General features: G+C 43.3%; 21 protein-coding genes. 12 read left to right on the top strand and 9 right to left on the bottom strand.

What is annotated here, in order from left to right; all coding sequences use genetic code 11:
- Positions 1 to 37: 37 nt before the first annotated feature.
- On the top strand, positions 38 to 346 hold the full coding sequence (locus BLP85_RS02085) for a hypothetical protein (protein WP_092818485.1): 309 nt from the start codon (positions 38 to 40) through the stop codon (positions 344 to 346).
- Between the two features lie 113 nt (positions 347 to 459).
- On the top strand, positions 460 to 1,236 hold the full coding sequence (locus tag BLP85_RS02080; RefSeq protein ID WP_092818484.1) for a M48 family metallopeptidase: 777 nt from the start codon (positions 460 to 462) through the stop codon (positions 1,234 to 1,236).
- Between the two features lie 128 nt (positions 1,237 to 1,364).
- On the opposite strand, the gene BLP85_RS02075 is transcribed toward BLP85_RS02080, so the two are convergent.
- Complete coding sequence (locus BLP85_RS02075) at positions 1,365 to 2,414, bottom strand: NADP(H)-dependent aldo-keto reductase (RefSeq protein ID WP_092818483.1); 1,050 nt, start codon at positions 2,412 to 2,414, stop codon at positions 1,365 to 1,367.
- A gap of 183 nt (positions 2,415 to 2,597) precedes the next feature.
- Positions 2,598 to 3,305 (bottom strand): cAMP-activated global transcriptional regulator CRP, encoded by a 708-nt coding sequence (crp, locus tag BLP85_RS02070; RefSeq protein ID WP_092818482.1) that lies wholly within the window; start codon positions 3,303 to 3,305, stop codon positions 2,598 to 2,600.
- A gap of 147 nt (positions 3,306 to 3,452) precedes the next feature.
- On the opposite strand from crp, the gene BLP85_RS02065 reads away from it, so the two are divergent.
- The 5 genes from BLP85_RS02065 to BLP85_RS02045 all read left to right on the top strand — a co-directional run bounded on the left by BLP85_RS02065 (position 3,453) and on the right by BLP85_RS02045 (position 9,370).
- Positions 3,453 to 3,875 (top strand): OsmC family protein, encoded by a 423-nt coding sequence (locus tag BLP85_RS02065; RefSeq protein WP_086195592.1) that lies wholly within the window; start codon positions 3,453 to 3,455, stop codon positions 3,873 to 3,875.
- A 447-nt stretch (positions 3,876 to 4,322) separates the two neighbouring features.
- Entirely contained in the window at positions 4,323 to 6,905 is a 2,583-nt protein-coding gene (gene clpB, locus BLP85_RS02060; protein ID WP_092818481.1) for an ATP-dependent chaperone ClpB, read from the top strand.
- Positions 6,906 to 7,132: 227 nt separating this feature from the next.
- Positions 7,133 to 7,369 carry a hypothetical protein gene (locus BLP85_RS02055; RefSeq protein ID WP_092818480.1) on the top strand — a complete coding sequence of 79 codons (237 nt, stop codon included), beginning with the start codon at positions 7,133 to 7,135 and terminating at the stop codon, positions 7,367 to 7,369.
- Positions 7,366 to 7,785: a GH3 family domain-containing protein gene (locus tag BLP85_RS02050; RefSeq protein ID WP_092818479.1), complete on the top strand. Its 420-nt coding sequence runs from the start codon at positions 7,366 to 7,368 to the stop codon at positions 7,783 to 7,785. The genes BLP85_RS02055 and BLP85_RS02050 overlap by 4 nt, the downstream gene beginning before the upstream one ends.
- 307 nt (positions 7,786 to 8,092) lie before the next feature.
- Positions 8,093 to 9,370, top strand: a complete 1,278-nt coding sequence (locus BLP85_RS02045; protein WP_171259618.1) for a DUF945 family protein — start codon at positions 8,093 to 8,095, stop codon at positions 9,368 to 9,370.
- 64 nt (positions 9,371 to 9,434) lie between these two features.
- Here BLP85_RS02045 and rlmKL read toward each other — a convergent pair whose 3' ends face one another.
- The gene (gene rlmKL / locus BLP85_RS02040) at positions 9,435 to 11,642 is read right to left on the bottom strand and encodes a bifunctional 23S rRNA (guanine(2069)-N(7))-methyltransferase RlmK/23S rRNA (guanine(2445)-N(2))-methyltransferase RlmL (protein ID WP_092818477.1); all 2,208 of its coding nucleotides are present in this window, start codon (positions 11,640 to 11,642) and stop codon (positions 9,435 to 9,437) included.
- Positions 11,643 to 11,877: 235 nt separating this feature from the next.
- Here rlmKL and BLP85_RS02035 point away from each other — a divergent pair, with 235 nt between their 5' ends.
- The 5 genes from BLP85_RS02035 to BLP85_RS02015 all read left to right on the top strand — a co-directional run bounded on the left by BLP85_RS02035 (position 11,878) and on the right by BLP85_RS02015 (position 16,842).
- Positions 11,878 to 12,198, top strand: a complete 321-nt coding sequence (locus BLP85_RS02035) for a hypothetical protein (protein WP_092818476.1) — start codon at positions 11,878 to 11,880, stop codon at positions 12,196 to 12,198.
- A 162-nt stretch (positions 12,199 to 12,360) separates the two neighbouring features.
- Positions 12,361 to 12,699, top strand: coding sequence for a hypothetical protein (locus BLP85_RS02030; protein WP_092818475.1), 339 nt, complete (start codon positions 12,361 to 12,363; stop codon positions 12,697 to 12,699).
- A gap of 223 nt (positions 12,700 to 12,922) precedes the next feature.
- Positions 12,923 to 13,939: an aspartate carbamoyltransferase catalytic subunit gene (locus tag BLP85_RS02025; protein WP_092818474.1), complete on the top strand. Its 1,017-nt coding sequence runs from the start codon at positions 12,923 to 12,925 to the stop codon at positions 13,937 to 13,939.
- Positions 13,940 to 13,948: 9 nt separating this feature from the next.
- Positions 13,949 to 15,184 carry a dihydroorotase gene (locus BLP85_RS02020; protein WP_092818473.1) on the top strand — a complete coding sequence of 412 codons (1,236 nt, stop codon included), beginning with the start codon at positions 13,949 to 13,951 and terminating at the stop codon, positions 15,182 to 15,184.
- A gap of 161 nt (positions 15,185 to 15,345) precedes the next feature.
- Positions 15,346 to 16,842 (top strand): OmpA family protein, encoded by a 1,497-nt coding sequence (locus BLP85_RS02015; RefSeq protein ID WP_092818472.1) that lies wholly within the window; start codon positions 15,346 to 15,348, stop codon positions 16,840 to 16,842.
- A gap of 65 nt (positions 16,843 to 16,907) precedes the next feature.
- On the opposite strand, the gene BLP85_RS02010 is transcribed toward BLP85_RS02015, so the two are convergent.
- The 6 genes from BLP85_RS02010 to BLP85_RS01985 form a co-directional block, all read right to left on the bottom strand.
- Positions 16,908 to 17,546: a CoA transferase subunit B gene (locus tag BLP85_RS02010; RefSeq protein ID WP_092818471.1), complete on the bottom strand. Its 639-nt coding sequence runs from the start codon at positions 17,544 to 17,546 to the stop codon at positions 16,908 to 16,910.
- Positions 17,547 to 17,550: 4 nt separating this feature from the next.
- On the bottom strand, positions 17,551 to 18,255 hold the full coding sequence (locus BLP85_RS02005) for a CoA transferase subunit A (protein WP_092818470.1): 705 nt from the start codon (positions 18,253 to 18,255) through the stop codon (positions 17,551 to 17,553).
- 100 nt (positions 18,256 to 18,355) lie between these two features.
- Positions 18,356 to 19,258, bottom strand: a complete 903-nt coding sequence (locus BLP85_RS02000) for a hydroxymethylglutaryl-CoA lyase (RefSeq protein WP_092818469.1) — start codon at positions 19,256 to 19,258, stop codon at positions 18,356 to 18,358.
- Positions 19,255 to 21,249: an acetyl/propionyl/methylcrotonyl-CoA carboxylase subunit alpha gene (locus BLP85_RS01995; protein ID WP_092818468.1), complete on the bottom strand. Its 1,995-nt coding sequence runs from the start codon at positions 21,247 to 21,249 to the stop codon at positions 19,255 to 19,257. Before BLP85_RS01995 ends, BLP85_RS02000 begins: the two co-directional genes overlap by 4 nt.
- Positions 21,250 to 21,267: 18 nt before the next feature.
- On the bottom strand, positions 21,268 to 22,062 hold the full coding sequence (locus BLP85_RS01990; protein WP_092818467.1) for an enoyl-CoA hydratase/isomerase family protein: 795 nt from the start codon (positions 22,060 to 22,062) through the stop codon (positions 21,268 to 21,270).
- Positions 22,063 to 22,073: 11 nt separating this feature from the next.
- Positions 22,074 to 23,675 (bottom strand): carboxyl transferase domain-containing protein, encoded by a 1,602-nt coding sequence (locus tag BLP85_RS01985; protein WP_092818466.1) that lies wholly within the window; start codon positions 23,673 to 23,675, stop codon positions 22,074 to 22,076.
- Positions 23,676 to 23,683: the final 8 nt, after the last annotated feature.

Here is a 23,683-nt window from a genome sequence, read left to right as displayed (position 1 = left end):
GAATGTCAAATATAAAACAAATACAAGGTTGTGCATGATGCATAAAAATATATCAGCGACGATGTTTTATTCATTACTGTTTGCAATGGGTGGTGCACCGACGATTGCCATGCTGGTTATTCAGGCACAAACACAGGATCCCGCAATTATTAATGCGGCGTTCATTGGATTAAGTGTCATCGTTGCATGTATTTTGGTTCCGGTCGTGCTTATTCAAAATGCGTTTTTATTTTTTAAGCGCAAAAATGAACAACTGGAACAGAAAATTAAACCACTTTGCCAGATATATTTAGGGCTGAATGTTTTGTGTTTAATTTATTGGCTTAGTTTTCAATTTCTTAAATAAGCCTGTTTACATAAATGATATGATTGTGGAGATAATATTAATTTAAAGATTATCCACTATTTCATATAATCTCTTGAAAAGAGATATCTATTTTCAAGGTGGAGATTATTATAATGAACAGCAAGCTGATTTTAAGTTTGTGTGCAGCAAGTGTAATCACGATTTCCGGTTGTACTACTGTAGCGGACATGGCAGGGGCAGACTCATCCACATTAAATGTTACTGCTGCGCAGGGCTTTAATAAGACTGTTCAGGAAGCGAGTGCCAATAAAACCTTAGATACTTCATCTGCGACTTATAAGCGAATTAATTCGGTATTTTTACGTCTAAAACCTTATGGCGACCAAATCAACCAGACAGGCCAAAAGTTCGACTGGCAATTGGCTGTGCTGAAGTCAGACCAGATCAATGCTTATGTGGCACCAGGCGGTAAAGTGGTGTTTTACACTGGTATTGTAAATAAGTTAAATCTGACCGATGCTGAAATTGCAGCGGTGATGGGCCATGAAATGGTGCATGCCTTGGAAGAACATTCTAAACAAAAAATTGGTGCACAGGCTTTAACAGACCTGGCGTTAAACATTGGTTTGGGCTATGCAGGCAATAATGTCGGTCAATTGGGTGCAGCAGCAGCTCAGTTAGGTGCACAGGTGGGTGTGGGTTTACCCTATTCACGTAGCCTTGAAAGCCGTGCTGACCAAGGTGGTTTGATGTTGATGGCGCGTGCCGGTTATAATCCGCAAGCCGCAATCACGCTTTGGGAAAAAATGAACAAGTTGGAAGGTGCGGGCGGTACATCCTTCCTGTCGACTCACCCTTCAAATGGTCAGCGTATTGAAGCAATGCGTAAAAACTTACCAGCTGCTCAAGCCATCTATAACAGACGTTAATTAGTCGTTAAGCAAAAAGGATGCTTATTGCATCCTTTTTTTGTATGCAAAGTTTTTGATTTTAAAGAATATAAGTTATTTGACGCAGGTGAAGCAACACTTCACCTTAATGAGTTGCGGCGAAATATCTATGGTGCTGGATTCGGCTGCTGGCGGTGAATTTCTTCAATGCCCTGTAAAATTTCTGCCGATAAATCAATCTCAAAAGCCTGAATATTTTCTTTCAGTTGATCCAGATTGGTAGCTCCAATAATGGTACTGGTCACAAAGAATTGCTGCTTGATAAATGCCAATGCCAGTTGGGTCAGGGTTAAACCATGCCGTTCTGCAAGCTGAGCATACTGTTCGTTTGCCCATTCACTTTCAGGATTGCTATAACGGCTAAAACGGGAAAATAGGGTAACCCGTGCATTGGCTGGACGAGCGCCATGACGGAATTTACCGGTCAGGTAACCAAAAGCGAGAGGTGAGTAAGCAAGTAAGCCGACATTTTCATAATGGGCAATTTCAGACATGCCAATTTCATAAGTCCGGTTCAGCAGGTTATAAGGGTTTTGTACGCTGACAAATTTTTCCAGGCCTAATTTTTCAGCCAGATGTAAAAACTTTAAAGTTCCCCACGGGGTTTCATTAGACAGCCCGATATAACGGATACGGCCTTTTTTAATTTCATCACTTAAGGCACTTAAGGTTTCTTCCAGGGCAGTGACTTGCTGCTGGTTTTGCGCTTCTGTGTTGCCATAGCCAAGCTTGCCAAAGAAATTGGTTGGGCGTTGTGGCCAATGTAACTGATACAGGTCGATATAATCGCTTTGTAAACGTTTTAAGGAACCATCAAGTGCCGAGCTAATCTCAGCTGCAGTAAAGCGGGTTTTGCCGTCACGGATATGGCTGCCGCCTTGTGAAGGACCGGCAATTTTTGAAGCAATGAACAGCTGGTCGCGCTGACCACGCTGTGCAATCCAGTTGCCCAGGATGGTTTCAGTTGCTCCTTGAGTTTCAGGCTTTGGCGGTACCGGATACATTTCTGCGGTATCCCAGAAAAATAATCCCTGATCCAGGGCATATTCAAGTTGCTGAAAGGCTTCTGCCTGGGTATTTTGTTCGCCAAAGGTCATGGTGCCCAAACAAATTTCAGGAAGCAGAATCCCGGTGTTGGCTAAAGGTTTGAGTCGCATAAAGGTGGATCCTTTAATTTTTATCAAGTTTGAAATCGTGCATTAGGCTAACTGATTTTTGGATCGGCGTTAAATCATGAATTGTTTTAAAGTTGTCATAAAAATTTAAAAAGAACAGCTCAGAAATATAGACATAAAAAAAGCAAATCTCAGGATTTGCTTTTAGGGTGAATGGAAGAAAATTTATTCTTCATCATCCTCGTCTTCTAAAGACGCATCATTTTCTTCAGCAGAAACATCATAAATCAGGATGGCTTTACCATCGGTCTGGATCATGCCTTGTTCTTCCAGTGTTTTTAGGACACGGCCGACCATTTCACGCGAACAACCCACAATACGGCCAATTTCCTGACGGGTAATACGGATTTGGCGGCCATTTGGTAAAATCATGGCTTCTGGTTGTGAAGAAAGGTCAATCAGGCAGCGTGCAATACGGCCAGATACATCAATAAATGCCAGGTCAGTCACTTTACGTGTCGTATTTTTTAAGCGACGTACAAGCTGGGCAAATACGGCATAGCTCAGGTCTGGATACTGTTTGCTTAATTCGTGGAAGTTTTCATAAGTGATTTCGGCAATTTCACATACGTCACGTGTACGAACTTCTGCAGTACGTTGTGGATTTGCTTCAAAAAGACCCATTTCCCCAAAAAAGTCTCCAGCATTCAAATAAGCAACTACAATTTCACGTTCATCATCTTCACGTAAAATAATGGAAACTGAACCTTTTAAAATCAAATAAAGCGATTTTGATTCTGAGCCTGCATCTACAATTGCAGTGCGTTTTGGATAACGATTTATATAGGCACGTTTTAATAATGCTTTCACTGACTCTGGAAGTTGACCTGGAGACAGTGCATCAGTGCTAAGTTGTGAAAAGTTTGAAGTCATGCTAACGGTTCCGAATATGGATAATTAATAGATCGCACAAGACCTAAAGTGAACTTGTCACACAGAAGAGCTGAAATTCCTTCTCAACTCAATTTATGTTAGTGTACAGGTACATCGTAAATTTATAGTTTTTTTCAGGTAGTTGCAATGCAAACAAGCGTTCATTGGCTAGAGAATGTTGCTTTTGAGGCAAAATCGGAAAGTGGTCACCAAATCGTGATGGATGGGGCTGAGGCATATGGCGGTCAAAACCGTGGACCACGTCCTATGGAATTGATATTAATGGGACTTGGTGGGTGTGCTTCCTTTGATATTGTGACGATTTTAAAAAAATCACGCCAAGATGTGACGGATGTCGTGTGTCAGCTCAAGGCTGAACGTGCGGATAGCATCCCAGCCGTGTTTACCAAAATCCATTTACATTTTGTGGTAACGGGTAAAGCAGTCAAAGAAAAACAGGTCGCTAAAGCAGTTGAACTTTCAGCTGAAAAATATTGTTCTGCAAGTAAAATGTTATCGGATGGTGGTGTGGAAATTACCCACGATTTTGAAATTATTGAAGTGGAATAATAAACTTTAGATGGCAATTCATTTCCGGATTGCCATTTTTATGCTGCATCAGCATTAAAAAATACTAATAAAGAAAAAAGATTCTATCCCGGTAAAGATTTAAAAATAATCTATAGCATTTTAATAGATCTTTTCCTCCAAACCTTAAGGCCTAGAAGGTTCATCAAGCAAATGAATTGACTCACAGTCAAAATGAACTTTTATAAACTCTCATGACATTTCTCTAAAAGATATAAAAATATATATGGAATAAAATTTCATACATAAATGTCCTAAATGAACTTGAAAAAATTAGCTTAAATACCCATATTATAATTAAGGTTTATATTTAACTTTAATTATATTAGTTATTGAAATTTAAAAATATTTTTTAAAAATATTATTGAAAAATATCAAACCATTCCCATCTTTTATCCAAGTACAAAATTTGTTGTGAGGAAAATAAGAATGCGTTTTGAAAAATTTACAAACCGCTTGCAGCAAGCTCTATCAGATGCTCAATCTCTGGCCATGGGTAAAGACCATACTGCCATCGCGGGTATCCATATTTTATCGGTGCTACTGGAAGAGCCTGCCAATATCAGCCTGTTTCAGCAAGCCGGGGCAAATCTGCGTGATCTGCAAACCAAAGTGCAGCAAGCATTAAATGATGCACCGACCATTGCCAATCCGACTGGAGATATCAACCTTAATCCTGAAGCAGTACGCGCTTTGAATCTGGCAGACAGTTATGCCCAAAAAGCCGGAGATGAATTCTTATCTACCGACTGGGTGCTACTCGCTTTGGCGGAAACCGGTGCAACCAAAACTTTACTCAACAATGTCGGCGTAACCAGTGAAAGTTTACGCAAAGCGATTGAAAAAATTCGAGGTGACGAAAAAGTCATGAGTAATACCCATGAAGATCAACGTGATTCACTCAATAAATACACTATAGACTTAACTGAACGCGCCATGTCCGGCAAACTGGACCCGGTAATTGGCCGAGATGAAGAAATCCGACGTACCATTCAGGTACTGTCACGTCGTACCAAAAACAATCCGGTACTGATTGGTGAACCTGGTGTAGGTAAAACGGCGATTGTTGAAGGTTTGGCACAGCGTATTGTCAATGGTGAAGTTCCGGAAGGCCTGAAAGGTAAACGCGTTTTGTCTCTGGACTTGGGTTCATTGCTGGCGGGTGCAAAATATCGCGGTGAGTTTGAAGAACGCTTAAAAGCTGTTCTGAAAGACCTGGCCAAACATGAAGGCGAAATCATCCTGTTCATTGATGAGTTGCATACCCTGGTGGGCGCAGGTAAGGGTGAGGGTGCCATGGATGCAGGCAATATGCTGAAGCCTGCATTGGCTCGTGGTGAGCTGCGCTGTGTGGGTGCAACCACGCTGGATGAATATCGTCAGTTCATTGAAAAAGATGCCGCACTGGAACGCCGTTTCCAGAAAGTATTGGTCGATGAACCAAGCGTTGAAGATACCATTGCAATTCTGCGTGGCTTAAAAGAAAAATATGCGACCCATCACGGTGTGCAAATTCTGGATTCAGCCATTATTGCTGCTGCGAAAATGTCTCACCGTTACATCACTGACCGTCAATTGCCGGATAAAGCCATTGATTTAATTGATGAAGCTGCTTCGCGGATTAAAATGGAAATTGACTCCAAACCTGAACCACTCGACCGCTTGGACCGCCGTTTAATCCAGTTGAAGATGCAGTTGGAAGCGGTGAAACAGGATGAAGATTCAGGCAGCAAAGCAGAAGTTTCACATCTGGAAAAACAGATTGCCGAAGTGCAGAAAGAGTACAGTGATCTGGAAGAACAGTGGATTGCTGAAAAACGGCTGGTTGAAGGCACCAGTCAGGCGCAAGTGGAACTGGACAAGGCACGTACCGCATTTGAAAAAGCCCAGCGTGAAGGTGATTTGGCAGAAGCCAGCCGTTTGCAATACGGGGTGATTCCTGAATTGCAAAAACGTCTCGCTGCTGAAGAAGTCGCAGAGGAAAACGGTGAGGAACCGAAACTGATCCGTACCAAAGTCACTGAAAATGAAATTGCCGAAGTGGTCAGTGCTGCAACGGGTATTCCAGTTGCGAAAATGCTGCAAGGTGAGCGCGAGAAACTGCTGCATATGGAAGAATTCCTGCATAGCCGTGTGGTTGGGCAGGATGAAGCTGTGGTGGCTGTGTCCAATGCGGTGCGCCGTTCACGTGCAGGCTTGTCTGACCCGAACCGTCCAAGTGGTTCGTTCCTGTTCCTCGGTCCAACCGGGGTAGGTAAAACCGAATTGACCAAAGCTTTGGCAAACTTCCTGTTCGACAGTGATGATGCCATGGTGCGTATTGACATGAGTGAATTCATGGAGAAGCATTCGGTCAGCCGTCTGGTGGGTGCGCCTCCGGGATACGTCGGTTATGAAGAGGGCGGGATCTTGACTGAAGCGGTACGCCGTAAGCCTTATAGCGTGGTGTTGTTCGATGAGGTCGAGAAAGCGCATCCAGATGTGTTTAACATTTTGCTGCAAGTACTGGATGATGGTCGTTTAACCGACTCGCAAGGCCGTGTAGTGGACTTTAAAAATACGGTGATTGTGTTGACTTCCAATCTGGGTTCACAAGATGTTCGTGAATTGGGCGATAACGCATCCGATGATGAAGTTCGTGCAGTGGTAATGGGTGCTGTATCTCAACACTTCCGTCCGGAATTTATTAACCGTATTGATGAGTTGGTTGTGTTCCATTCACTGAAAAAAGCGCAAATTCGTGGTATTGCCGACATCCAGTTGGAGCGTTTACGTGAACGTTTAAGTGAAAAAGATATGAGACTTACAGTGGATGACAGTGCGTTTGATCAGTTGATTGAAGCTGGTTTTGATCCAGTGTACGGTGCTCGTCCATTGAAACGTGCCATTCAGCAGCAAATTGAAAATACCTTGGCTCAAAAAATCCTGGGTGGTGAATTTATCCCAGGAGATACCATTCATGTTAAGGGTGAAAATGGTCATCTCGAGTTCGAGAAAATGAAATTAAGTTAGTTACTTGTCTTTACTGAAAGATAAAAATTGAAAAAACCTGGCTTCGGCCGGGTTTTTTATTGATTCGCGTTTATTGTTTTTTGTGAAGTTCATCTGACTTTATTTGATTTCTCAACTTTTTAAACGCTAAAATGGCAACGCTTTATATAAATACACTTGTATAAAAAGCAGTTAAAACAAAAACAATATCACCTTCCAAAGAGAAGGTTACACATGGAATAGTAATCATGATCGAATTTAAGCTGATTCGTCTGCTCAAAAATGAGTCCTATAGTGCATATAAGAAATGCAGCCAGGTAACAGTCCAAGAACTCAAGCGTATGTATGGTATTTATCAAAAATATTATGCCAATACACGTTATGAAATTTTTGAATGTGACTTTTTAGAAAAAACCGGCGTTTTCCTTATTTTTGAACCTAAAAACAAACAAATTATTGGCTTTTCTACCGTTTCAGTCCGGTGATTACCACGGGTTCTGGCTTAATTCGCTATGTCATTGATGATGAACTGGAAGTGGTGGATTTTTATCAAGCTATTCCATGTTTCCGCTTTTTAGGCCGGAAAATGACGGTGGATTTGGTGGGTGAAAAACTGGATCATAGCGTGGCGGTCAAAGTTCTGGCAGAGTTTAGGCAAGAGGATTATTTACCCATCAGTATTTTGGGTATTGAGCATTGCAATAAGAAAAAGCCATATTACATTATGTTGAGTGAAGGAAATATTCATAAACAACCCAGTGCTGCTGCTTTAGATCAACGCTTAAAAGAAAATTTTCATTATGAGTTGGCGCGTAGTGCACTGTGTCATCCTGAACACATTGATGTATTTGCCAGCCTGATTTTTCATGCCCAGCAGCAAACAAAATTACGCCACAAATAGGCATATTGTATTACTTTGGCCAACAACGATCCAAGAATTGGTTGGATGAACAATACCAGCTCGCATGTCATTCAAGCCAAACACTATTTCCATAGTTTTAAAGCCTGTCCCTATACGACCTTTGATCGAAGTAAAATCAGTTATTTCGAACCGGGACGGATTTGACACGTTCAGCAGCATTTAAAAGTAAATATAGATTCCCTCAACATGCAATGTGATTTGGGGATCTAACTGTGTGAAAAATTACACTAATTTTATTTTTTTAACATATACTCGTCTACAAAATAAGCAAAAAACGAGACATATGATGTCAAAATTGATTTGGGGTTTGGGAAGTATCGTTGTATTGGCGACTACAGTCATAGGCGGCAATTTATATGCAGATAAGGGTCTAAATTCGTATTATCAACAGAATCAAAAATCCAATTTAATGTCGCTTCAATATCATAATTTTAATATGGGCGCGATGCAGGGCTCTGCAGACTGGGTTGCTGAATTCACCATTGATCCCTGTAAACCCAAAGATGTGCTGATTCTGAACGGGACCGATGCAATTAAACGCAGCTGGAATGGTTATCACATTGAATCGCAAATTCGCCTCAAGCAAGGCAATGAAATCTTTCAAGGTTTATTGAAAAAGCCTTTAACAGCCCAAACCAGAATTGACTGGTTGGGTGTCATTCATTCATCTTTAACCACACCGGTGTATGAAAAAAATGGGGCAGATATACAAACTCGAATTGAGCCGATGACGTTTAAACTGGATGCAAAATCTAAAGCCGACCAACTGGATGTGCTTAAGCTCAAATTTCAGATTCCGGGTATGACAGTGAATGATAAATTGGGTCATGTGCAAATGCGTGATTTAGAATTCGAGACCAATCAGGGCTTAAATTCTGTTTTAGATCCAGGGAAAACCCGATTAAATATTGCTTCTATTCAGCGAACCGATCGAAATGTACAGCAATTCGGCAGTGGAGAATTGAAAGACTTTGCAGTGCTTGTGAATACAGGAGTAGATGAGCACAAGGTCAATTTTGATACCCAGATTAAAATTGGTGAAATGAGCCTGCATAACATTCCAAGTTTTCGCGATTTCCAGATGAATATGAGCCTGAAAGCCCTGAACAGGCAGAAAACACAGGCTTTCCTGGATTTACTGGAAAAAAATTCTGAAGTCTGCGGAACGAAAAAAGAATTGAGTCAAGATCTGATGAATAGTTTTCTGGCTATTGTGAACGACGGCTTTAGTTTTGAATCGCAGAATAATCAAATCAAGGCGGGTGAAGGATATGCCAAGGCGAACCTGACCGGCAAGGTTATGCCAGGACACCAATCTTCTTTTGAAAGCTTGGTTAAAATGGCACCCAATCTGGTCGAATACCAGGCCAATGTTGAATACGATAAACAGATCATGAAAACCATCATGAAAAATTATTTACAACAGGGTGGTAAAACCTTATCCGATCAGGAACTGGAACAAATGCTGAATGGTATGCAGCAGTCGCTGCAAGCGAAAGGGGAAGGCGATATCTTAAAAATCGGCATTGAATATAAATACGGTGAAAAGAAATTTTTAAATTAACACATGTAAAAACAAAGGCTGCCAGATCGGCAGCCTTTTTAGTTAGTGCATTATCCGAAATGCATTAGCCATTTTGTGGATGCTGAATTTTCCAGGCACGGTGGATTTTGGCATTACGCTTGAAGTCCGGGCCAATGGTTTGATTGGTAATTTCATGAACATCAAAGAACGCCAGAATTTCCTCATCCATCTCGAAACCACGATAGTTATTCGAAAAGTATAAAGTTCCTTCTGTAGTCAGGCGGTTCATGGCACGCTTGATCAGGGACAAATGGTCACGTTGCACATCGAAGGTGCCATGAAACTTTTTCGAATTCGAGAAGGTTGGCGGATCGATAAAAATCAGGTCATATTGTTCATGACCTTCTTTCAGCCATTCAAAACAGTCACTGGCAAAGAACTGGTGTTGCTCATCGGCATGATCCACAGTCAAACCGTTCAAGACAAAGTTTTCTTTGGACCAGTTCAGGTAAGTATTGGATAAATCGACACTGGTGGTACTTGCAGCGCCCCCTAAAGCAGCATGCAGGCTTGCTGTAGAGGTATAACTATACAGGTTGAGGAAATGCTTGCCTTTGGCTTCTGCTGCAATACGCAAACGCATTTGACGATGATCCAGGAACAGGCCAGTATCCAGGTAATCAGTCAGGTTAACTAAAATTTTGGCTTTACCTTCCTGTACGATAAAGCGTTTAGAAGCAGTACTCTGTTTGGTGTACTGGCTTTTACCTTCCTGGCGTGCGCGGGTTTTAATGAAAATGGCATCTCGTCCTAAACCGGTCACCGCACGAATGGCTTGCAAGGCTAAGTTAAAACGCTTTTTAGCTTTTTCGGGGTCAATCGATTTCGGTGGAGCATATTCCTGTACATGCAGGCGATCACCATACAAATCCACCGCAATGTTAAAATCTGGCAAGTCGGCATCGTATAAACGCAAACAGAAAATATTTTCTTTCATCGCCCATTTTTTTAGATTCTGCATGTTTTTTTGCAGACGGTTGGTAAAGTCCTGCGCGCCTTCAATCGGCTCGAACTGTTGTGGCTGCCAGTTTGCCAAGAACGGTTCTGATACGGCAGCCGGTTTGATGGTGCCGAAACGTACATAAATTGGCAGTTTACCATTCATCAGACGCAGAATTTGCGGTTCATTAAATGCCAGCACGTCGGCTTGTTCAACCTGTGCAGCAATCACGGCTGCATACTGATTCGGGAAGTTCTTTTGTAACAGGGCAGACAAGCCTAAATATAAGGCACGGTTAGAGGCTTTATCTCCTAAACGCTCACCATAAGGCGGGTTGGTGACAATAAATGAGGTTTTGCCTTCAGCCTTGAAATCCGGCCAGTCTGCAAGTGTACGCTCTTCAATTTTGATATGGTCGAGCAATGCTTCAAAGCCTGCCGCAATAATATTTTTCTTGGTGGCTTTGACGGCTTCCCAGTCGGCATCATAGGCATAAAATTGCGGTAAAGGCTGTTGCAATGCTGTTTGATGGCGTTCTGCGGCTTCTGCTTTAATTGACATCCACAATTCATGGTCATGTCCATTCCAGCCATTGAAACCAAAACGACGCACCAGACCCGGTGCACGGTCGGTCAGCATCATCAAAGATTCAATGATAAAAGTCCCTGAACCGCACATTGGATCTAAAATAATGTCTGGCTTACGCTGTTTTAATTTGGCCTTTTGCAGAATGGCGGCTGCCAGATTTTCTTTAATCGGGGCATCGGTCATGTAATGACGATAACCACGTTTATGTAAAGAATCACCGGATAAATCCAGGCAATAGGTGTGTGCAGTTTTACCAGCAAGCACATAGAGGGTAATTTCTGGCTGCTTGATGTCGATGCTTGGACGTTTGCCCACCGCTTCCATAAAGGAATCCACCACACCATCTTTTACCCGTAACGTGGCAAATTGTGTATTGACCTTAATGTCACGTTCTACATGTAAACGGATGGCAAATGTACTTTGTGGTGCGAAAATGAGCGACCAGTCAAAGTTGATTGCACCTTCATAGAGCTCTTCTGCCACATCACGTGCGTCGTGGGTAAATTCAAGTTCATGCGTATGAATGGGTGTTAATACACGTGAAGCCAAACGCGACCACATGCAAATACGGTATGCATCTGCCAATGTGCCTTTGAAAATTAAACGGCCCGGTAAACGTTCAATATTTTGAACACCCAAACCTTCCAATTCTTCTTGGAGTAAGGTTTCAAGACCATCTGCACAGGTGACCCAGTAATTGCTTAAACGTGAAGAGGTATTCATAAAATAGAGAGACCGAAAAAAATAAAATAAAAACTTGCATAAGTTTAACTTATTTTAGGGCTGAAAACTTTTTATATTTTGAAAACTTCAAGCGATTTATGTCGATGTATTAATTATAAAAAGCTCTAAATGTTGGAATAAAAAGCCAATTGAAAATTCAGGGGATATGTAAAATTACATGGCGCTTCCAAGTGAATTTTAAAGTTTAATGCATGGATTTTATTAAGGGTAAATTATGAATATTACAGCAAAAAAGGATGATATTTTTTCAGTCGCGACATTGTTATATGCACGCTTAAGGAAAGTGAATAGCCGGGTTATTGATGTCATGTATTTAATGCAAGATCGTTCCTATGCACATCATGTGGTCACACTGGCACTTGAGACCAAGGATGCAGAACTTGCAAGCTATGTAGAACGTTTGCGTGTTCTTCTAGATTTACAAGAGGATCATGATCTTATAAATGGAGAAGACCAGCAGATTCTGCTTTCGAAGGAAAACAAGACCAATAAAAAAGCGCTTGACGAAGGCCATGTAAGTTTTAGCCTATTCTAAAATATAATAAAAACATTATTTTAAGTAAGCCCATATGTTGAATCATGTGGGCTTTTTTTATATTGGTACGAATATTGCAAACAAAATAGTCCGGTGAGGCTGCTTGATCATCAAGGAGAACACTTGATGCCTCACTTTTTTTTTTAGAGATGGGAATGACAAATGTCAGAAAGTGTAATCATTACAAATGAAACTTTTTCAGTGGCAACACTTATTTATGCACGGTTAAGACGGGTATCAGGGCGCGTGATTGATGCAAGCTATCTTACAGAGAACGTGGAATATGCCGAACATGTGATGGCAATGGCGAAACAGACCCAAGACCCTGAATTACTTCGCCTGGTTGAACGCCTGACGAAAGTGCTGGGATTAAAAGTGGATGAAGAACCCGTAAATGAAATTCAGTTCACGCAACATGTAGACTTAATTTCGGTTGAACCCACCCAAGAAGACATAGAGCGTGCACAAGGGGCTAACCGCTACATTGGGGCTCTCCGTTAGTTGCCTGGGGTAACTCGGAGCTGGACTGGGTTACCTGTTTTTATTTTTAAAATCAGATGGCTAAATCATTGAATGGTTAATTTATGTTATTGAAAAATTAAATGGGAATGATATTTTTTATTTCAAATACCGAGCTGCTTTTTAGACAAGTAAGATCAAGCTGAACTATTTAAATCGCTTAAACTCTGTATAATACGTTGACTTAACGTATAAGGAATCTCTCATGCACTTGGCGGCATTGCATACTCCGAGCCAGATTCAACTCAACCAAGATGGTAACTTAAAACACTTCCTCACCATCGAAGGCCTTTCCAAAGAAACCCTCACAAAAATATTGGACACTGCGCAGTCCTTTTTTAATGACCAAAATCAGCTGATTACAAATAACCTGCTGGAAGGTCGTACGGTAATGAACCTGTTTTTTGAAAACTCTACCCGTACCCGTACCACTTTTGAAGCTGCAGCAAAGCGTCTGTCTGCCAATGTCCTTAACATTGATATTGCCCGTTCAAGTACGTCAAAAGGTGAAACCCTGCGTGACACGCTGTGGAATCTGGAAGCCATGGCAACCGACATTTTTGTGGTGCGTCATTCATCTTCAGGTGCGCCACATTTTATTGCCAAAGATGTGTGCCCGAATGTCGCGATTATTAATGCTGGCGATGGCCGTCATGCACATCCAACGCAGGCGATGCTGGACATGCTCACCATTCGCCGTGAAACCAAAAAGAATTTTGAAGATATCAGCATTGCCATTATTGGTGACATCAAGCATTCACGTGTAGCACGTTCAGATGTTGCGGCACTGCAAACGCTAGGTTGTAAAGATATCCGCGTGATTGCGCCAAATACCTTGCTGCCTTATGGTTTTGCTGAATATGGCGAAGATGTCCGTCTATTTAACAACATGGAAGAGGGTATTAAAGATTGTGACGTGATTATTACCCTGCGTATTCAAAACGAACGTATTGATTCGCCAGCGCTATCTTCACAAGCTGAATTTTATAAAATGTACGGCTTGAACAAAGAGCGTCTGGCCCTGGCGAAACCGGATTGCATCGTGATGCATCCGGGTCCAATGAACCGCGGTGTGGAAATCGATTCCAGTATTGCTGATGGTACTCAGTCAGTGATTCTGCATCAGGTGACTAATGGTATTGCTGTGCGTATGGCGGTACTGGCGTTGGCGATGCAAGGTCAGTTGCAAGAAAAAGGTTTGTTAGAAGCAGTTGCGGGATAAGGGAAAGTCATGAGTATTGTAAAAATTGAAAATGTACGTGTCTTGGATCCCATCAACAAAACTGACAGCGTACAAACGGTTTATCTTGAACACGGCAAACGGGTTGCTGAATCAAGCAATGTGACTGAAACCATTGACGGTCAAGGTAAATGGCTGATGCCTACCATGGTGGATCTATGTGCGCGTTTACGCGAACCGGGTCAGCAGCAGCATGGGACCTTAAAATCTGAAGGGAAGGCTGCACGTGAAAACGGTATTTTGCATGTGTTTACTCCGCCAGACTCAAAACCGATCGTACAAGACAATGGCGCACTCATTCACGGCCTGGTTGAAAAAGCCATGCTGGATGGCGGCATTTACCTAGAAGTCATTGGTGCGCAAACGCAAGGTTTGAAAGGCAATCAGCCTGCCAATATGGCGGGTCTGAAAAAAGGTGGCTGTACCGCAGTTTCCAATGCCAATGCACCATTTGCCGACGATGATGTGGTGATTCGGACCTTGGAATATGCTGCAGGGCTGAATATGACTGTGGTGTTCTATGCAGAAGAACCACAAATTGCCAAAGATGGCTGTGTACATGAAGGCTTTATCGCTTCACGTCAGGGCTTGCCAATGATTCCAGCTTTGGCTGAAACCGTCGCCATTGCAAAATATCTGCTCATGATTGAAGCCACTGGGGTGCGTGCCCATTTCGGTTTGCTGTCATGTGGTGCTTCTGTGGAGCTGATTCGAATTGCAAAAGAAAAAGGCTTGCCGGTGACTTGTGATGTGGCAATGCACCAGTTACATCTAACTGATCAACTGATTGACGGCTTCAATTCACTCGCACATGTGCGTCCGCCATTACGTTCCGAGCAAGACAAAGAATTGCTGCGTCAGGGTTTGAAAGAGGGCGTCATTGATGCCATTTCGACCCATCATGAGCCGCTCAGCAGTTCTGCAAAAATGGCACCATTTGCTGAAACCCAACCGGGCTTTACTGCATTTGATACATTTGTGCCATTTGGACTTCAGCTCATTAACGAAGGGTTGTTCGAGCCTTTGGAATGGGTGGAAAAAGTCACCGTTGCACCGGCAAAAGTGGCCAATATGGTAGAGCGCTGGACTGAAGAAGCGGGTTGGGCTTTGCTTGATCCTCAGCTGGAATGGACAGTCAGCAAAGAGAGCATTATCTCTCAAGGCAAAAATACGCCACTAATTAACCAAAAAGTGGTTGGTAAAGTGATTAAAACTTTTGCGGCTTAAGCAATCAGATTGTTTTTAAAATATAAGAAAGTCAGCTTCGGCTGGCTTTTTTATTGTTGAAAAATAATACTATTCAAATAATACAATTTATTACACTGTCTAAAAAACGAGCGAATAGACTAAAAAAAGACATGATAAGAAGACAATAAGAGGAATAAGCCATGCATCTTAATTTGATTGATTTATTAAAGCAGAAAGTGTCTGCCACGGTTCTTGAGGGAGAAACAGCATACTTAAGTGAAAAGAGTCAGGCCTTAAGCAATTTTATCCCCATTTTATTATCTATCTTTAAATCTAAACCCGAGTTTATTACAAATTTACAGCAACAATTAAATCCAAGACTGGGCGATATCTTCATCATCAACCCTTCTTTAAAGCAGGAATTTTTACAACAGATTTCCGGCACGGTGCCGACCGAAATAATCGAATCAACGCTGAATCATTCTATAGCACCCACCTTGGGCGTACTGGAAGATGAGGCTGGATCTTCCGATTCCAGTGCGATCACCCATCTGATTGAAAACCATTGGCCAGCCGTATCCAGTGCTTTGCCACACTGGGCTCCCGCATTACTCAGCGCTTTGGGGATGAATACGGCATCGGGGCAAACTTTACATCAAGCACCACCGATTGACCCTGATCGGGTACCCGAAGAAAAAAGAAAATCAGGTTTTTTAATTCCCTTGATTGTTTTCCTTGTTCTAGCTGCATTATTGGCATTTATTTTCAAGTCATGTGCAGATAGAACAGAAAGTACTCCAGCCAGTGGTATACCTGCTGAAACCGCGAGTAGTGAGCCGGCAAAACTGCAACTCAGTACCGGTTCGACAGGAGATTTAATTACATGTCAATTATATTCCGGCAATGCCAGCTATATTGAGATTCTGCAAAAAGAGATTAAACAGATTTTTAATCACAACACCGGTTGCGGTGTGGAAAACAATGCCCGCTATCATTCAGAATTTATCGATCAGGATGTCATTCCAACTGTATTGAAAATGGTCAAAGGTGTGCCAAATGCTTCATTAACCTGGATGGGGGATCAGCTTGCTATTCAGACCGCTCATCCGGCGGATGCTGAGCAGCTTGCAGCTCAAATTCGTCCCCTGGTAAAAAACATGACTGTGCTGACTCCGGCTGGAATGCAGAGTGCATCCGCAGTTGTAGATCCCGATACTGCCATTGCTACCGGCAATAGCAATGCAGAACAGGCATTGGCGGAAATTAATCCGGATCAGATTCGTGCACTGGATATTGCAACTGCACTGAATATGCAGATTATTAATTTTGATACCGCAAGTGCCGAGATTCCAGATGCCAATAAATCTATTCTGGATCAAGCTGCTGCTTTGATTAAACGCGTGCCACAGGTGCATTTAACCGTCAAAGGGCATACAGATGCCGTAGGGGGTGCTGAACAGAATAAAGCATTGTCGCAAAAGCGTGCTCAAGCCATTGTAGATTACCTGGTCAAACAGGGCGTGGATCCTGCGCAGTTGCAAGCGGTGGGGTATGGTTCGCAACAACCTGTAGCGGATAATGCAACGCCTGAAGGACAGTTTAAAAACCGCCGTATTGAGTTTGAAGTATTAAATACCGAAACGGGAATTGTACGTGCAGTGGATAATGAAGGTGTGGTTGAAAAGAAAATAAACTAAGATGACTGCGTAACGAAAGAAGGACGAAGATTCGTCCTTCTTTATTTGCAGAATAAACGTAGTGTTTAAGCAGCTACTTTCTGTAAAGCCACACCTGTGACTTTTTGAATCTCATCAAAGCTGACATCGGGTGCCAGTTCGACCAGTTGCACGCCTTGTGGAGTAATATCGAGCACACCCAAGTCGGTAATGATGCGATGGACCACCGCTTTACCCGTGAGCGGTAAACTGCACTGCGATACAATTTTAGGTGTACCATCTTTGGCGCAGTGTTCCATCAAGACCACGACTTTTTGTACGCCTGCAACCAAATCCATTGCACCGCCCATGCCTTTAACTTTCTTACCTGGAATCATCCAGTTGGCCAGATCACCAGTTTCTGAAACTTCCATTGCACCTAAAATGGCGATATTGACATGCCCGCCACGAATCATGGCAAAGGAATCTGCGCTAGAGAAAAAAGCCGCACCTTTACGCGCAGTCACGGTTTGTTTGCCTGCATTAATCAGGTCGGCATCTACTGTTGCTTCAGTCGGAAATTCACCAATGCCAAGCAAGCCATTCTCAGACTGCAGCCAGACATTAATATTTTCAGGAATATAGTTGGCTACCAGTGTCGGTAAGCCAATGCCTAAATTGACATAAAAACCATCTTCTAACTCTTGTGCGGCGCGCTGCGCCATTTGATTACGCGTCCAAGCCATCTGATTAAGCCTCCGCCTTTAAAGTCATTTGTTCGATACGTTTTTCTGGAGTTGCATTCAGTACAATACGATTCACATAAATCCCTGGGAGGTGAATCTCATCCGGGTCTAAATCACCAATCTCTACAATTTCCTCAACCTCTGCAATGGTGATTTTGCCCGCCATGGCACAGACTGGATTAAAGTTTTGGGCGGTTTTACGGAAAATCAAATTGCCGGCTGTATCGGCTTTGTAGGCTTTGACCAGTGCTACATCTGCCGTTAAAGATTCTTCTAAAATATACTCTTTGCCCTTAAATTCTCGGACTTCTTTGCCTTCTGCAATTAAGGTGCCGACACCGGTTTGGGTAAAGAAAGCCGGAATGCCCGCACCGCCAGCACGTAATTTTTCTGCCAATGTGCCTTGCGGAGTGAGTTCGACCTCTAATTCTCCATTTAAAAACTGGCGTTCAAATTCTTTGTTTTCACCGACATAAGATGAAATCATTTTTTTGATTTGTTTGGTTTCGAGTAACAGTCCTAAACCAAAACCATCGACACCAGCGTTATTAGAAATACAGGTCAGTTGTTTCGCACCTGTAGCTTTTAGCGCAGCAATCAGGGATTCAGGAATACCACATAAACCAAAACCGCCAACTGCCAAGGTCTGTCCATCCTGAACCACGCCATTTAATGCAGCTTGTGCGCTGTCATATACCTTATTGGACATTTGTCACCTCTATTTATTCTCTACCTGGCATTCACTTGCCGTTGAATTTGTTGTAATACGTGTTACCTGTGTGCCCAAGCTTATTTAGGCCTACGCCGCTTTAGGCACAGGCCTTTTGCCAGTAGGCATTGGCATAGTTAGATGGATTGTTGCGCTGTAATACTTCGCTGATGTTACGGCTTGCCTGCATTAAAGCATCGACCTGAATACCCGTTTCAAAGCCCATATTGGAGAGTAGGTAATACAAATCCTCAGTCGAGACATTGCCCGAAGCACCTTTGGCATAGGGGCAACCGCCCAAACCTGCAATGGATGAATCAAATACCCGAATGCCTTGCAGTAAAGACTGATAAATATTGGCAATCGCCATACCGTAGGTATTGTGAAAATGACCTGCCAGAACTTTGGCATCCACTTGCGCTAAGCACGCTTCCCAGACTTTTTGCACACGGTCAGGCGTTGCGGTGCCAATGGTTTCACCCAACGACACTTCATAACAGCCCATATCCAATAACTGCTGTGTGACTTTAGCGACTTGTTTCGGGTCAATTGCACCTTCATAAGGGCAGTCCACCATACAAGACACATAACCACGTACTTGAATATCATGTGCTTTGGCTAGGCGCATCACATCACTAAACTTTTCCAGACTTTCATCAATCGAGCAGTTGATGTTTTTTCGGGTAAAGCTTTCTGAAGCTGCGGTAAACACTGCAACCTCTTTGCAACCCACCGCCAAAGCCGACTCAAAACCTTTTAAGTTTGGAGTCAGTAAACTGAATTGAATGTTTGGATCTTGTGGCAGGCTGGCAAACAGCACGTCGCTGTCTGCCATTTGCGGAACCCATTTGGCTGAAACACATGAACCAACTTCGATGTTTTTCAAACCCGTTTGCATTAAATCCAGAATCAGGTTTTTGCGGTCTGCTAAAGTGAGTGGTGTTTTCTCATTTTGCAGACCATCACGTGGGCCGACTTCTACAATTTTGACAAATTCAGTCATGCAACTTCCTCCGTCAATGCTTCAAATTCAACCAGTTCATCGCCAGCTTTGACCTGATCGCCTGCCTGGAAATATGAACTTGCCACAATGCCATCGAAAGGCGCACGAATTGAATATTCAATTTTCATGGCTTCAAGGGTCATCAGCACATCATCTTTTTTCACGCGGGCATTGGCCGCCACCAGGACTTGGGTAATCACACCCGGCATTGGCGCAGTCAGGTTATTTTCTGCGCCTTGTTCATCCTGCTGCTGATAATCTGGCTTAATGTAATCGAAGCTATGCGTTTGACCATTATGGAACAGGGTAATGCCATTTTCATTCTGACTAAAAGTCAGTTTTTGCTGTTTTGCATTCAGTTGCAGCGCTAAAGTGTGCGCATCAATAAACTGACCCTGAACTGGAAATTGCTGACCGTTATAGTGGGCAATAAAGCCCTGATCTTGAGTATTGAACTGAACTTTAAGCGTAATACTATTACGTTGTAATTGTACTGTATGTGCATTTTGCTGATTCAGACGCCAGAAAGACTTCTGCTGCCAGACTGAATTATTTGCAACCGGGTTTTGAGCCTGGCGTGTTAGCAGCTCAATTAGTGCAGCACTGACCACCAGTTCAGCATTGATTTCTGCAGAAGGCTTCAGTAAAAACTCTTCTTCACGTTGAATCAGGCCTGTGTCTAAATTGGCATTTTTAAAGGAATCACACAGTACCAAGCGATCCAGGAAGGCAATATTGTTGCCTAAACCATCGACATGGAACTGACCCAAAGCATGGTGCATTTGTGTTAATGCAGCTTCACGGTTTTTGCCCCAGACAATCAGTTTGGCAATCATTGGGTCGTAGTAGGTACTAATTTCATCACCTTCGACAATCCCACTATCAACCCGCACTGCGTCATTTTGTTCTGGATAATGCAAATAGCTGATTTGACCAATGGCAGGAATAAAGCCTTTCTCTGGCTCTTCGGCATAGACACGTGCTTCGAGTGCATGACCGTGAATCTGCAATTCATGCTGCTGTTTTGGCAATGCTTCACCAAAGGCAACCCGCAACTGCCATTCTACAAGATCTTGCCCTGTAATCATTTCAGTGACAGGATGTTCTACTTGAAGACGGGTATTCATTTCCATGAAATAAGCCGTACCGTCTTGTTCGACAATGAACTCTACCGTACCCGCACCGACGTAATCGACCGCACGTGCGGCATCAATGGCAGCTTGGCGCATGGCTTCAAGTTTATTTTCTGGCATTTTTGGCGCAGGTGCTTCTTCAAGTACTTTTTGATGACGACGCTGCACTGAGCAATCGCGCTCAAATAAATGCACGTAATTGCCATGGGTATCTCCAAAAACCTGTACTTCAATATGACGTGGCTGAATCACATAGCGTTCAATCAGCACATCTTCATTACCAAAGCTGGAACGTGCTTCACTTTTACATGAAGCAAGTAAGCTGAGAAAGTCTTCACTGCGTTCCACCAAGCGCATGCCTTTACCACCACCGCCAGCACTGGCTTTAATGAGGACAGGATAGCCAATTTGATCGGCTTGTTGTTTTAAAAATGCCGCATCTTGATTGCTGCCGTGGTAGCCCGGAGTTAGCGGCACACCTGCTTTTTCCATCAAGGCTTTAGAGGTGGCCTTTAGACCCATTGCTAAAATGGCTTCTACTGGTGGGCCAATAAAGACAATATTGTTGTCCTTACAAGCAAGGGCAAACTGGTCATTTTCAGACAGGAAACCATAACCCGGGTGAATGGCTTGCGCACCTGTGCTTTTGGCTGCCTGAATAATACGTTCAACTTGCAAATAACTTTGTGCCGCAGGGGATTCACCAATATAAATGGCTTCATCTGCCAGTTTGACGTGTTGTGACTGTGCATCGGCATCTGAATATACCGCAACTGTAGCAATCCCGAGTTTTTTTGCGGTACGAATCACACGGCAGGCAATTTCACCACGGTTGGCAATTAAAATCTTTTCAAACATAGTGCGATCCTTCTTTTATTATGCCGTGGTCTTGATCCAAGCCGGGCTTTGTTTATTTAAAAAAGCATTTAAGCCATTTTTCGCCTCAGTTCCTTGGCGAACATGCGCAATATGCTGTGCAGTTTGTTGGAGTAAATCTTCGGTCAAAACTTGATGATTGACCATCTGAATCAGTTGCTTAGAGGCATGTTGCGCCTCTGGGCCACCGAGCAATAAGGCTTGCACAATTTCATCAATTTTGCTGTCTAGGTCTTCGGCTGAAGTGACTTCATGTGCCAAACCAATTTGCTGTGCCTGTTCTGCAGAAATACGCTCAGCCGTTAAAAAGTAACGTGATGCCTGACGTGCACCAATGGCACGAATGACATAAGGACTAATGGTAGAAGGGGCGAGTCCTAAACGTACTTCTGAAGTGGCAAACTTTGCATCGGTGCTGGCAACGCAAATATCACAGGCAGAGGCCAAACCCATACCGCCACCAAAGGCAATGCCATGTACACGGGCAATGGTTGGTTGCTTTAAAGTCGCTAAACTTTGCAGCATTTTCGCCAGTTTTAGGGCATCGGCTTGATTTTCTGCCTCAGAGGCTTGACCTGCCTGTTTCATCCAGTTCAAATCTGCACCTGCAGAAAAACTTTTGCCGCGTCCTGCCAAAATCACCACACGAATGTCATTGCGGGTATTGAGGGCTTGAAAGCAGGCGTGTAATTCTTCAATTACTTGAGTATTGAAGGCGTTATGCAATTCTGCACGATTAATCCAAACCGTCGCCACCTGGTTGTGCTGTTCGAGTTGTAAAAATTGATAATCCATTGTGTCACCTCTTACATGCGGAACACGCCAAATTTGGTCGGTTGGATGGGTGCATTCAGGGCAGCGGCTAAACTTAATGCCAAAACTTCGCGCGACTGCGCCGGGTCAATCACACCGTCATCCCATAAACGTGCAGAAGCATAATATGGATGACCCTGACGTTCGTATTGGTCACGAATAGGCTGTTTGAACTGATCTTCTTCTTCTGCAGACCAGCTGCCGCCTTTGGCTTCAATTTGATCACGTTTTAAGGTAGATAGTACGCTCGATGCCTGTTCGCCACCCATCACCGAAATACGTGAGTTTGGCCATGTCCACATAAAACGTGGTGAATAAGCACGGCCACACATGCCGTAGTTACCAGCACCAAAAGAACCGCCAATCACCAAAGTCAGTTTAGGTACATTGGCTGTGGCAACCGCCATGACCAGTTTGGCACCATTTTTGGCAATACCTTCATTTTCATATTGGCGTCCAACCATGAAGCCTGTGATATTTTGAATAAATAACAGGGGAATGTTGCGTTGGGTGCATAGTTCAATAAAGTGTGCGCCTTTTTGTGCCGACTCGGAAAATAAAATACCATTGTTGGCAATAATGCCGACAGGCATACCATAGAGTTTGGCAAAACCTGTAATTAATGTGGTGCCAAAGCGTGCTTTGAATTCGTCAAAACGTGAACCATCGACAATACGGGCAATCACTTCACGTACATCAAACGGTTTACGTGCATCAGTCGGTACAATGCCATACAATTCAGAGGCATCAAATAACGGCGCTTCGACATTTTCTGGTAACGGATTCGGCTTTTTGTTTAAGTTCGCCACGATGTTGCGGGCAATGGTTAAGGCGTGCTCATCATTTTCTGCAAGATGATCGGCCACACCTGAAAGGCGAGTGTGTACATCGCCACCACCCAAGTCTTCACTGCTAACGACTTCACCTGTTGCGGCTTTAACCAGTGGTGGGCCGCCCAAGAAAATAGTCCCTTGATTACGCACAATAATGGTTTCATCTGACATGGCAGGGACATAAGCACCGCCTGCGGTACAACTTCCCATCACAACGGCAATTTGGGCAATACCCATGCTCGACATGCGGGCTTGGTTGTAGAAAATGCGTCCGAAATGATCACGGTCTGGAAAGACCTCATCTTGTAGCGGCAAATATGCACCGCCTGAATCGACCAGATAAATACAAGTCAGGTGATTCTGTTCGGCAATTTCCTGTGCGCGTAAATGCTTTTTCACAGTCAGCGGGTAGTAGGTTCCACCTTTTACTGTGGCATCGTTGGCAATGATCATGCAGGTCACGCCATTCACCTGACCGACACCCGCCACCACACCTGCAGCAGGCACGTCATCCTGATAGACCTGATAAGCGGCCAACTGACCAATTTCAATAAATGCAGTGCCAGGATCAATCAGGTGGTCAATCCGTTCACGTGGCAGCAATTTGCCACGGTCTAAATGTTTTTGGCGTGCCGTTTCACCACCACCCAAAGCAATTTTTTGGACTTTTTCTCTGAGGTCATCGACTAGGTTTTGCATCGCAGCTTGGTTGTTTTTAAACTCATCGCTGCGAATATTAATTTTGCTCTGTAATTGATTCATGCCAACAT

The organism is Acinetobacter kookii (assembly GCF_900096895.1).
GTDB classification, from domain to species: Bacteria; Pseudomonadota; Gammaproteobacteria; order Pseudomonadales; family Moraxellaceae; genus Acinetobacter; species Acinetobacter kookii.
The sequence above is the reverse complement of the archived record's forward strand: the minus strand, read 5'-3'. Positions and strand labels throughout refer to the sequence as shown.